The sequence below is a fragment of the Flavobacterium sp. LHD-85 genome (assembly GCF_030929595.1).
Classification (GTDB): domain Bacteria; phylum Bacteroidota; class Bacteroidia; order Flavobacteriales; family Flavobacteriaceae; genus Flavobacterium.
The window spans coordinates 241,792-254,041 of sequence record NZ_JAVFVR010000011.1 but is presented as its reverse complement, the minus strand read 5'-3'; the positions used below and the strand labels follow the sequence as shown (position 1 = coordinate 254,041).

Here is a 12,250-nt window from a genome sequence, read left to right as displayed (position 1 = left end):
ATCAAAAAGCGATACTTCTCTAAATAGTTTCTCTCTAATGTTGAATCCTGACTGTTATTTCTCATCGCAACAAAATTTATTAAAGTTAAATTTTGTTACCGAATTATCTAACATTTACAGAAATGACAAACTATGTGTTTTATCATTCCTGCTGATAAAAATTCGAAAAATTGTATCCACAGTATTTAATAAAATAATTTTAATTAGAGAGATTCGTGAATTCGTGGCAAAAAAAACTTCGCGCCTTAGCACCTTCGTGGCATAAACCCAAGCCAACGTTTCAGTATCAAAATATGTCGTTTGGGTAAATTTCTTCCTTTAAAAAGCGGTTTTACGCTGTTATTTTGCTGCCAAATTTGAGGTAATTCATTTAAAAATGAAAAGTAAAATGACAAAACAGTTTTTTAAAAATAATAAAGCAATTGGCAGGATTGCAATTTTATTGATAACCATTTCTCTTGCATCATGCGGAAAAAGTGGAGATGCACAAATGGCTCCTCCAAAGCCAGAGGTAGATTTTCTTCAGACCAATTCGGCAACGGGAGAAGTAGAAAAGAAATATCCAGGAACAGTCGAAGGTACTGTAAACGTTGATATAAAAGCTCAAGTATCGGGTTATTTGGAAGCCATTTATGTGAAAGAAGGAGATTATGTAACCAAAGGACAATCTCTTTTTAAAATAAAAGGCGATGTTTACGCCGAACAAGTAAACAACAGCCGTGCAGCTTACAAAAGCGCTTTGGCGAATCAGGCGAATGCGAAATTGGAAGTAGAGAAAATCAAACCTTTAGTTGAAGGAAAAGTTTTCTCAGACATGCAATTAAAAACAGCACAAGCCAATTACGAAGCCGCAACGGCACAAGTAGCACAAGCAAAAGCCGCTTTAGGATCATCTCAGTTAAATGCCGATTTCTCTTTGATTAAAGCTCCTGTAAGCGGCTATATTAGCCGTATTCCAAACCGTATCGGAAATTTGGTTACGCCAAATGATGCCGTTCCATTAACCACACTTTCAGAAATTAATAGCGTATTTGTATATTTTTCTTTAACAGAAGCAGATTATTTGGCATTCTCAAAAGATGCAAAAAGCAATCAGACTGTAAGCTTAATTATGGCCGATGACAGCGAGTACGATCAAAAAGGAAAACTGGAAGTGGCTAGCGGAAACATCGATCGCGCAACGGGAACAATTGCTTTAAAAGCCATCTTTCCAAACCCTAAAAAAGAATTGCGTTCTGGAGGTTCTGCAAGAATTGTCTTGAACAAAAGTTTGTCATCTGTATTTACAGTTCCAATGGCGAGCGTAAAAGATATCCAAGATAAATTTTTTGTATTTATTCTAAAAGAAGGAAACAAAGTAGCCATGGTTCCAATTGAAATCGCGGGAAGCGCTGGAGCAGATTATTTCGTAAAATCTGGATTGAAACCTGGAGATAAAGTAGCACTGAATAATATCGATGTCCTTTATGATGGTATGGAAGTAGTTCCAAAAATCGCTGCTAAAAACACGAGCAGTAAATAATTTTTCATTCAATAAAATAACATTTCCATGTTAAAGAAAATAATAGACAGGCCAGTATTGGCCACAGTTATCTCTATTGTACTGGTTATACTGGGGATTATAGGTCTTACCAGATTATCGGTAACGCGATTTCCAGATATTTCGCCACCAACTGTTATGGTAAGCGGTTCGTATCCGGGAGGAAATAGTGAAACCGTTATTCGTTCGGTAGTAACACCTTTAGAAGAGCAGATTAATGGAGTTGAAAATATGCAGTACATTAAATCTACTGCAAGTAATGACGGATCTTTTTCGATCAGTGTCATTTTCAAGCAAGGTGTAGATCCGGATCAGGCTGCGGTAAACGTGCAGAATAGAGTGCAGCAAGCAACGCCAAAATTGCCTCAAGAAGTTATCCGAATGGGACTTACGACTTCTAAGCAACAGAATAGTATGATTGTTATTTTCAACTTATACACAGATGATAATAGCAAATATGATGAGTTGTTTCTGCAGAATTATGCCAATATAAACCTTGTGCCTCAAATGAAGCGTGTTCCTGGAGTAGGACAGGTTCAGATTTTTGGGCAGAAAGATTATTCGATGAGAATCTGGCTAGATCCACGTAAAATGGCCAATGCAGGCTTAGTTCCTTCAGATGTTACTCAAGCCATTGCAGAACAGAGTTTAGAATCGGCTCCAGGGAAATTGGGAGAAGAATCTTCTGCGGCTTTAGAATATGTAATACGCTACAAAGGAAAAAAGAACAAACCAGAGCAATATGAAAATATTGTAGTTAAAAACGTTGGTAGCAATGTTTTAAGGCTTAAAGACGTAGCGAGAGTAGAATTTGGTTCAATTTCGTACAGTGGAGATAATAAATCGAATAGTAAAAATGCCGTTACTATGGCTATTTTACAAACTTCGGGTTCTAATGCCAATGACATTGAAATCGGAATCAATAAAGAAGTAGAACGATTATCTAAATCTTTTCCTCCGGGTATTAAATACGTTAACGTAATGAGTACCAAAGAAAGATTGGACGAAGCAACGGGACAGGTAAAATCGACTTTGTTGGAAGCTTTTATTCTGGTATTTATTGTGGTGTTTATTTTCCTTCAGGACATTCGCTCGACGATAATTCCAGCTATTGCAGTTCCGGTTGCGATTGTAGGAACGTTTTTCTTCCTGCTGGTTTTCGGATTTACCATTAATATCCTAACGCTTTTTGCTTTGGTATTGGCGATTGGAATTGTGGTCGATGATGCGATTGTAGTGGTCGAAGCGGTGCACAGTAAAATGGAAGAAGACGAAGCGATTTCAGCCAAAGAAGCAACTCACAGCGCGATGGCAGAAATCACGGGAGCAGTAATTTCGATTACTTTGGTGATGTCCGCGGTATTTATCCCAATCGGATTTATGACGGGATCTTCAGGGATTTTCTATAAACAATTTGCTTATACATTGGCGATTGCGATTATCATTTCTGCTGTAAATGCCTTGACTCTTACGCCTGCATTATGTGCGCTTTTGCTAAAGAATCACGGACATAAGCATGGAGATAACGAACATAAAACGAGCTTTAAAGACCGTTTTTTCGTTGGATTCAATACGAGCTTTAACAATTTAACGGGAAGATATATCAAAGGCGTTCGTTTCTTAATTGGCAGAAAATGGCTTGCAGCAGGATTAGTGGCAGGGATAACTGCAATTGCAGTTTATACGATGACATCTACGCCAAAAAGTTTTGTGCCTCTTGAAGATGACGGTTTTATGGTGTACAGTTTGTCTATGCCACCAGGAACGGCACTTGATCGTACGACGGCTGTAATTCAGAAATTAGAAAAAGAATTGGCTCCAATAGAAGCGATTGATGTCAATACGAGTATTACAGGATTCAATATTTTGAGTAATAGTGCCAGCCCTGCTTACGGATTAGGTTTTATAAAACTTAAACCTAAGAAAGATAGGGGAGCAGTTAAAGATATTGAAGAAATTATGAATATCGTAAGCGGAAAACTGGCTAAAATTAAAGAAGGTCAGATTATGGTTTTCAGAATGCCTCCGGTAGAAGGTTTTGGTGTAACAAGTGGTGCCGAAATCGTGTTGCAGGACAGAATGGCGAGAAGCCCAGAAACTTTAAAAGTCATGTCTGATAAAGTAATCGCACAGATTATGAAACAGCCTGGAGTACAATATGCTTACACGACTTTTAGAGCCGATTATCCGCAATTGGAATTGGAAGTTGACGAAGACAAAGCGCGCCAAATGGGTGTAAATATCAAAGAGCTTTTAGGAAATATTCAAACCTATTTTGCAGGAGATCAATCAGCTGACTTTTCGAGATTTGGTAAGTTTTACCGTGTGAATGTAAAAGCTGATGGAATTTTTAGAATGGATGAAGATGCCTTTAATGAAATTTTCGTAAGAAATAATGATATGCAAATGGTTCCAGTAAAATCTATCGTAAAGTTTCATAAAGTGTACGGGCCAGAATCGGTAAACCGATATAATCTTTATAATTCGGTAAATATTACAGCTATGGCATTGCCTGGTTACAGTAACGGACAAATTATGGCTAATCTGGAACAAGTTTTAGATAAACTTCCTGCTGACTATAGTTACGAATGGACAGGTTTAAGTTTGGAGGAAAAAGCAGGAGGAAGCCAAACGGTTGCCATTTTTGGATTGTGTCTATTGTTTGTATTCTTCTTATTAGCAGCGCAGTACGAAAGTTATTTACTGCCACTTGCGGTATTGCTTTCTATTCCAACAGGAATTTTAGGAGCTTTTGCGGGAATTAAAGCAGTTGGTTTAGATAACAATATTTACGTTCAGGTCGGATTAATCATGCTTGTTGGACTTTTGGCTAAAAATGCCATTTTGATTGTCGAATTTGCTTTGCAGAGACGTTTGGCTGGATTAACTATAATCGATGCAGCAATTGAAGGGGCAAAATCTAGGTTACGACCAATTATCATGACTTCGCTGGCATTTATTGTAGGTATGATTCCGTTAATGTTTGCCTCTGGAGGAACTGCAGTTGGAAACCGATCTATCAGTGTAAGCGCCGCAGTCGGAATGTTTAGCGGTGTTGTGTTGGGTGTTTTTGTTATTCCGTTGCTTTTCATTGTATTCCAATATTTACAGGAAAAAGTATCAAGAAAGAAAATCGCAACTCAAGTTCAAACGATAAAAGAATAAGAATGAAAACACTATATAAAATAGGAATGGTTTTGCTTACTGGAGCGATTATGACATCGTGTGTGGTGGGCAAAAAGTATTCTCGTACAGAATTAAATGCTCCAGAAAAATTCCGCGAAGAGGTAGCGGTTACTGGAGACACGGTTTTGCTTCCGTGGAAAAACTATTATAAAGATCCTTTGCTGGTTGCTTTGATAGAAAAAGCTTTGGTTAAAAATAATGAGATTGTTATTGCCATGAAAAGCATGGAGCAGCTTGATCTTAACTACAAGCAAGCCAAATTATCTTTGATGCCAACTCTTGATTTTGATGCAGGTGCAAGCCGTGCTTATCCATCTAAAAATTCCTTAAACGGATCTTTGAGCCAGCAATTTATAGGTAAAGATTATATGGACGATTACAGCGCCAATCTTCGTCTTTCTTGGGAAGTTGATATTTGGGGAAAAGCAGCGATGCAGAAAAGAGATGCTAAAGCAGCTTATTTTGCTCAAAAAGAGAATCTTTCGGCATTAAAAACCCGAATTATTGTTCAGGTAGCGCAGTCTTATTACAATCTTTTAGGTTTAGATGAACAATTGAAAATTGCGGAGAAAAATATTGAATTGAGCACCAATACTTTGAACATGATGCAATTGCAATACAAATCGGGCTCAATTAGTTCTCTGGCCGTAAATCAGACCGAAGCTCAGAAAAAAACGGCTGAATTGCTAGTGCCTTTAGCGAAAGCGAATATTGCAGTTCAAGAGAATGCTTTGCAGATTTTGTGCGGAGAATATCCTGATAAGATTGAAAGAGCAGGAAATATAGATGCTGCGGAAGTTTCGGTACTTTTTCCAGCAGGAATTCCAGCTTCACTTTTAAGCCGAAGACCAGATGTAAAATCAAGCGAATATGCGGTTATGTCAGCTAACGCTAAAACAGGATTGGCAAAAGCAACGATGTATCCGACTTTAAGTTTGAATCCGTCAATTGGAGTTAATTCTTTTGAATTTGAAAACTGGTTTAATTTTCCTGGTTCGGTTACCAAAACAATTGCTGCCAATTTAGCGCAGCCAATTTTTAGAAAAAAAGCATTGCGTACAGCTTATGAAGTTGCAGTTTTAGAACAGGAAAAAGCGGTTGTACAATTCAAGCAGTCTTTTATAACGGCAGTTGGAGAAGTAAACGATGCGATGTCTAGATTGAAATATGCCGATGAGCGTGTGATTTTGGCAAAAGACAAAGCAGAATCTTTAGAGAAAGCGACTTCAGATGCTTCTTTGCTTTACAAAAGCGGAATGGCCAATTATCTTGAAGTTATCGCAGCCCAGAACAGTTCGCTTCAAAATGAATTGGATTTGGTAACAATAAAACTCGAAAAACTGAATGCAGCAATTAATCTGTACCGTGCTTTAGGAGGCGGAGTAGAGTAGTACTTAATTTTTCTTAATTCACCATTTCTGTAAGCAATTATAGAGATGGTGAATTTTCTTTTGAATTGATTCATGGACAAAATTACTTTTACTAGATCAGAACTTTATACTTTGGTTTGGAAATTTCCAATCCTGCAGATCGCAAAACATTATGAAGTTTCCAGTATGGGAATTAAAAATGCATGTGAAAAAATGAAGATCCCGCTTCCTAAAAGCCGACATTGGATTGGACCAGCATATAAGAGAAAAAATGTTCCAGAGCTTTCGTTGGATTTTAATGGAAATAATGAGATTGCAATTTTTAAAAAGACCTACGAAATGCAGCTTAGAGTTCCTTTAAAATCTACTCCTTTGCTTGATTTGACTCAGAGTATAAAAAACGATGTTCATGCTCCTTTAAGCGTTAGCGATACATTAGAAAATCCAGTTGAGATTATTTCAGCAACAAAGCAATATTGGGAAAGCAAAATTGTAGATCAAGATATTCTGCTAGATAAGTTGGAAATTTTGGATTTATATGTTTCTAAAGAAAACTTGGATCGGGCTTTACGCTTTATGAATGCTTTGATCAGACTCATTCAATATCGTGGACATGAATTTAGAAAAGGTCTAGACGGATTGGATACTGTGGTTTTTAAAAATGGAACTGAAATTAAAGTTGATTTAAGAGAAGCGCAAAAAAGACTAACCAAAAATAGTATGAGAGAAACGTGGGGATATGTTTTTACTGGCGATTTCATTTTTAGAATTTCTAGAGGTTCAAATAAGAAAGAATGGCGTGACGGAAAAATTATTCTAGAAAATAATCTGGCTTTAATTATGGCTAAATTGGAATTAATGGCTGCCGAAGAATAGTTTTTTATCTAAAATCCTTTTTAAATACCAATTGAAAGCTAAGTCCATTTTCATTTTTAACCACTAAATCTCCTTCAAGCGTATTGCTTAAGCCATTTATAAGCGTCATTCCGAACGAGTTACTATTTTGCAATTCTGTGGTATCCGGTATGCCAATTCCGTTATCAGAAATCTCCAGCATATAGCAATTTTCGCTTACTTCAGATAATGAGAAGCGAATCTTGCAATTTGAAGTGTCCTTAAAAGCATATTTTATCGAATTGGTTATGATTTCGTTTGTAATTAATCCAACCGCAATTGCTTGAGAAATATCCAACTCTATAGAGGCAATTTTTACTTCAAAATGAATGTATTCTGCATTAAAAGACTCTTTTAGATATTCAACCAATTCGTTGCAATAATCAGGCATATTGATCATAGAAACATTATCTTCCTGATACAATCTCTGATGAATAAGTGACATTGCATAAATTCTATTTTGACTGTTTTTTATAGTAGAAATTGCCAAATCATCTTTCAAATAGGAAGATTGCGAATTAAGCAAACTAATGACAGTCTGAAGATTGTTTTTTACGCGATGATGAATTTCTTTTAATAGCCATTCTTTTTCTTCAACCAGACGCTCCAATTTTACATTTTTGAGCTTAATTTCTTTTTCTTTCAATTGTAGTCGGCTAGTACTTCGCTGTTTAATTTTTGCTCTATTGTATAATAAAATAATGATAATCAGTAACAAAAGCAGACTGCTTATAGAAATAGTGTTTAAAAGCCGTGAAGAATGCAGTTCCCGTTTTTGAAGATTGGTCTGCTGCCTCAGAGATTTTATATTTTGTTCTTTGGCAGTAGTTTCAAATTTGAATTTCAAATTTTCATAATCACGATTTTTACTAATGTCATCCATCGAATCTTGAATTCGATTATAGCTTTTCATGTGTTCGATCGCAGAAAGATAATTTCCATTGATTGAATCTATTTTATACAAAGAAAGTTCCAAAACATTGTGGTTAAAACCTTCTTTATTTTGTTTTGAAATAGCAATAACGTGATCTGCAATTTCTTTAGCTTTTTGCGGCTTATTAATTTTTAAGTAAAACAAAGCCATGATCGACGAGCACTCTGCAACATCTTTCATTGCTTCTACGCTTTTTATTTTTTTAGCATAAAAATTGACTTTTTCATAACTTGCTTCGGCTTCTTTCAATCTTCCTAATTGGTCGTAACAACAAGCCTTTAGTTGATTTAGGATCATATTATCCAAATCGTTTTTGGGCGGATATTTTTTGGAATTATTTTCTAGATATTGTAAGGCTTGAGTGTATTTAGAAGCATCCATTAGCGAGCGTACAGCACCAAAAAAACTCTTATGCCAAGTTCCAGTATTTAACTCTCTTTGGTTATATTCAATTCCTTTAAGATAAAATTTAATAGCATCTTCATAATAGCCCGTGCTACTGTAAATGTTTCCTAAACGTATATAAAAGCTGTCTGCAAAGGCATAATCTTTTGTTTTTTCCATTGAACTGACACTTTCCAAAGCATAATAAAGCGCGTCTTTAAGGTTGTTGTGGAATAATTCGATATGCGAAATAGTCGTTTCGGTATACTGTGTGTATAGAAAACCTATCTTTTTCTGAAGGCTAAGACTTGTTAGGAGTTCTTGTTTGGCCAATTTCATATTGCCAGTCCAAAAATGAACCGGAATAATTTTCATGTAAGTTTCAATTTCCTTTTCCTTGTTGCCCGTTTTTTTATAAATAGCCAAAGCTTCAGATAAAATAGTTGCTTTTTCCTTATTGTTGTCAGGCATAAATGTACCTTGATTGTCAATAGCTTCTGCTAGTATTTTTTCATTTTGTGTTTTTCTTGCAGCGTTAACCAATTGCGAAAAAATCGTGCCGCTCAATTGCGGTTTCCCTGCTTGATAATAATATTTGGCTAGAAGATATTTAGATTGAAAACGCCATTTTTGAATCTCATATTTTTCTGCCAGTTTTTGGGCTTTATTGATATATAAAAGCGCATTTTTGAGATCATCTTTTTTGGCACCAGCTTTAAAAAGATAAAAGCTCCCAATCTGCAACGCTAGCTTAATTTGATCTGTTGTATTTAATCTCGGCAATAGCAATTCTGCGCCACGAACATAATTATTCGTAATTAAATTATTTCCCGGAAAGTTAGATGCATCATTAAAACCTTCATCATTGGCAAGCGTGTACGGAAGTTTGTGCGCTTTGCAGGCTAAAATCATCGCGCTGTCAATATCGATAGATCCTTGATTAACGTTGCGAAGATAAATAGCCACATTATGTAACATTAATCTATCTTTCTGAAGCTTAAGTTTATCGGTTTCGTTTTGGCTAAAAGAGGACGTGGTAAAGAAAGTTAGTAAAAGTAAGAAAATTACTTTTTTCATGTTTTGGGGTATTTGGAAGAGTAAAACTAAGGGTTTTGAACATGTCTAGAAAACATTTTTATAGATAATTTATTGCTTCGAAAAAGTATTATGTGATGAAATGATTATAAAAAAAGCTGTCTAGATTCTAGACAGCTTTTTTTATATCATTTGTTTTTGATATGCCAGTCTCAGGTTTTACTGTTCTGAAATTAGCTGTAGCTTTTTCTTTTTACATTTATTTTTTCTTTTTCTATTTTATTGTTTTTCGATTTTGAATACAAGATTGTTTCAACTTGATTTTGATTGAAAGCATACGAAACGGTTAATCCATATTTATATTTATAATCAGTATCATTCATAAACGCTTTAACTTTTTCAATATCATGATCAGAGGTTTTGCCTTTTTTTGCTTCGATTATAAGTAAATGTGAATCTGACTCTGAAGTTTTCATTCTTTTATGAATTAAAATATCGGGTCTTACAGGAATTTTTATGCCTTCCATTTTTACAGATTTTGGATTTGAAAAGTTTCTATTGTATTCAATATCGACATTATAAGTTGTTAAGTTTTTATTTATCAAACCGTTTTCCAGATAGAATGCGAATCTATGATTTAAAGCTGTTTCGTGTAATTCTCTATTTAATTTTCGTTCTTTTTCAGTAGATTTTCCTAATTTAGGCAATTTTTGTTTAAAAATTTCATCATCTTTATCTACTAGTTCTTCAAGAGCTTTTCTAATTATATTTCTAATAGTTTCTATTTCCACGCGATTTTTTTTAATAAGTTTATTGTCTATTATTCTGTTTTAGGGCTATCTAGCTATGCGGTCTCCGCTAACGCGAGTGTCTCGCTCTTGTACATACAAGACAAAGTCTTAATAATTGCTTTTCCATTAACCCAATTGTCTAAATTGATCGAAGTACCTGTTATCAGCTTTTTTTATTCTATTATTGAACAATTAATCTCATAAGGCTCTTTCGGGAAACCATGTAGAATTATCTTTTGTCTGTCTACATATTTTATAGGAATTAGTTTTTCAAGATAATTGTCTGTATAAAGTGCAACAAATAGTGTTTCATTTAGTTTTTCAAGCAAAATTCTACTACCTTGTCTATTCAAACGTTTATTTATTTCTTGTATAGTAGGTGGGTCTAAAACCTCATTGAACTTGAGATTCTTTTTTTCTCCATTCCAATTAAACTCAAACTTTAAATTCTGAATTTCAGTTTCTGTTAATTCAGTTTCTGTTACGTTTAGTTTTTCGTAGTCATCTTCGAATATACAATCTTCAGTTATAGACTTTTCATCACTTAAAACTTTATGAATTTTTCCTTTTCTGAAAAATCTAATTCGATTTTGATTTATAAATTTATATTCTGTTTCGCTTAACTTTTCATTTCTGTTTTCGCTTTTTAGGAGACAAGTTTCATCAATTTTTTCAACGATAAAATAATCAATGATATCTTTATCAATCTGAATAATCTCCGGATATCCGTAATCATCTGGAGTTTTAATAAAAAGCCAATTTTCTTTCATATGCGATTTTATAGAATAGGTGTAAAGTTGTAAGTAAGAACTCAAATATAAAATATTTTCCTATAAAAAATCAAACCATTTTAATTTCCCAAGCAAAAAAAGCCATCCCAAATTAGGACAGCTTTTTCAGAATAGTTGTGTGTTTTGGGATTAAACCCAGTTTAATATTTGAATTAATTAATTTTAACCAAATGCTCTTCGATAGCTGCTCTTTGAGATTCGTATTGAGCTGGAAGCTTTAAGTTTTGACCTAATTCTTCTAAGCTTTCGTCTACAGTAAATCCAGGATTGTCAGTTGCAATTTCAAACAAAACTCCGCCTGGTTCTCTGAAATATAGAGAGTGGAAATATTGTCTGTCAATTTGCGGTGTGATAGACAATCCGTAATCTTCGATTTTTTCTCTGAATTTCATTAAAACTTCATCATTTGGCACACGGAAAGCCACGTGGTGAACAGTTCCGTTAGCGTTTAAACCGCGTTTTTCTTCTGGCAATTCTACCAAGTCAACAATAGCCGCATTTTCTACAGCATCTGTCGCATAACGGTAACGGTTTACATCCTGATCGATTAATTTGTAACCGAATATGTCAGTTAAGATGGCTGCAGTTGCTTTGATATTGTTTAAAGTCAAAGTAATGTTATGAAACCCTTTTGTAGCGACATCAGCTTTTACTTCGTCAGTTTCCCAAGCTTTTCTGTTATCATCTGTTTTAGATTCGATTAACTCCAATTTTAATCCGTCTGGATCTAAGAAAGTCAGATATTTTTCACCAAACTTTTCAGCTGGTTTATTGTAAATTACATTATACTGCTCAAAACGTTTTTGCCAGAAATCAAGACTTCCTTTTGGAACAGAATAGCCAATTTCAGTTGCCATTCCAGAACCTTTTCTTCCTTGTTGAATTCCTGCTCCCCAAGGGAAAAAGGTTAAGATCGTTCCTGCGCTTCCTACTTCGTCACCAAAGTAAAAGTGGTAAGTTCCAGGATCATCAAAGTTCACTGTTTTTTTGATGAATCTTAATCCTAAAACTTTTGAGTAAAAGTCAAAATTGCGTTTAGCGTCACCTGCAATTGCAGTAATATGGTGTAAGCCTAAAATTTTATTTTCCATGGTATTTTTTATATTAAATTGTTATTGATTTTTCTTTTACAAATTTACGGCGGTTATGCTTCTGCATCGATTAACCTAGATTAAGAAATAAAAACGCACTGTTTTTGAAAACATCAAAAGCAAACCAAATAACATTCCGATTTTAGAAAGGCTTTGAAAACAAGGCTTTTGAAGAAATGCCAAATTTTAGAACCTACGATATATCGTAATTTTATGATTTAAAAATGGCATATT

General features: G+C 34.7%; 8 protein-coding genes. 4 read left to right on the top strand and 4 right to left on the bottom strand.

Features of this window, described 5'->3' with window-relative positions:
- Positions 1 to 376 precede the first annotated feature (376 nt).
- The 4 genes from RB618_RS18365 (at position 377) to RB618_RS18350 (ending at position 6,972) form a co-directional block, all read left to right on the top strand.
- Entirely contained in the window at positions 377 to 1,522 is a 1,146-nt protein-coding gene (locus RB618_RS18365) for an efflux RND transporter periplasmic adaptor subunit (RefSeq protein WP_308070096.1), read from the top strand.
- A 27-nt stretch (positions 1,523 to 1,549) separates the two neighbouring features.
- The gene (locus RB618_RS18360; protein WP_308070095.1) at positions 1,550 to 4,705 is read left to right on the top strand and encodes an efflux RND transporter permease subunit; all 3,156 of its coding nucleotides are present in this window, start codon (positions 1,550 to 1,552) and stop codon (positions 4,703 to 4,705) included.
- 2 nt (positions 4,706 to 4,707) lie between these two features.
- On the top strand, positions 4,708 to 6,117 hold the full coding sequence (locus RB618_RS18355; protein WP_308070094.1) for a TolC family protein: 1,410 nt from the start codon (positions 4,708 to 4,710) through the stop codon (positions 6,115 to 6,117).
- Between the two features lie 72 nt (positions 6,118 to 6,189).
- Positions 6,190 to 6,972: a hypothetical protein gene (locus RB618_RS18350; RefSeq protein ID WP_308070093.1), complete on the top strand. Its 783-nt coding sequence runs from the start codon at positions 6,190 to 6,192 to the stop codon at positions 6,970 to 6,972.
- Positions 6,973 to 6,976: 4 nt separating this feature from the next.
- Here the strand turns inward: RB618_RS18350 and RB618_RS18345 are convergent, their stop codons facing one another.
- From RB618_RS18345 to RB618_RS18330, 4 genes are all read right to left on the bottom strand, one after another.
- On the bottom strand, positions 6,977 to 9,385 hold the full coding sequence (locus tag RB618_RS18345; RefSeq protein WP_308070092.1) for a histidine kinase dimerization/phosphoacceptor domain -containing protein: 2,409 nt from the start codon (positions 9,383 to 9,385) through the stop codon (positions 6,977 to 6,979).
- 191 nt (positions 9,386 to 9,576) lie between these two features.
- The gene (locus tag RB618_RS18340; protein ID WP_308070091.1) at positions 9,577 to 10,134 is read right to left on the bottom strand and encodes a hypothetical protein; all 558 of its coding nucleotides are present in this window, start codon (positions 10,132 to 10,134) and stop codon (positions 9,577 to 9,579) included.
- Between the two features lie 173 nt (positions 10,135 to 10,307).
- Positions 10,308 to 10,904, bottom strand: coding sequence for a hypothetical protein (locus RB618_RS18335; protein WP_308070090.1), 597 nt, complete (start codon positions 10,902 to 10,904; stop codon positions 10,308 to 10,310).
- Positions 10,905 to 11,077: 173 nt separating this feature from the next.
- A complete protein-coding gene (locus tag RB618_RS18330; RefSeq protein ID WP_308070089.1) occupies positions 11,078 to 12,016 on the bottom strand; it encodes a ring-cleaving dioxygenase in 939 nt (312 codons plus the stop codon).
- Positions 12,017 to 12,250: the final 234 nt, after the last annotated feature.

Excerpts from the sequence above, each read along its gene's own strand:
- RB618_RS18365 (WP_308070096.1), top strand. The coding sequence starts at position 377 with ATGAAAAGTAAAATGACAAAACAGTTTTTTAAAAATAATAAAGCAATT.
- RB618_RS18360 (WP_308070095.1), top strand. The coding sequence starts at position 1,550 with ATGTTAAAGAAAATAATAGACAGGCCAGTATTGGCCACAGTTATCTCT.
- RB618_RS18355 (WP_308070094.1), top strand. The coding sequence starts at position 4,708 with ATGAAAACACTATATAAAATAGGAATGGTTTTGCTTACTGGAGCGATT.
- RB618_RS18350 (WP_308070093.1), top strand. The coding sequence starts at position 6,190 with ATGGACAAAATTACTTTTACTAGATCAGAACTTTATACTTTGGTTTGG.
- RB618_RS18345 (WP_308070092.1), bottom strand. The coding sequence starts at position 9,385 with ATGAAAAAAGTAATTTTCTTACTTTTACTAACTTTCTTTACCACGTCC.
- RB618_RS18335 (WP_308070090.1), bottom strand. The coding sequence starts at position 10,904 with ATGAAAGAAAATTGGCTTTTTATTAAAACTCCAGATGATTACGGATAT.
- RB618_RS18330 (WP_308070089.1), bottom strand. The coding sequence starts at position 12,016 with ATGGAAAATAAAATTTTAGGCTTACACCATATTACTGCAATTGCAGGT.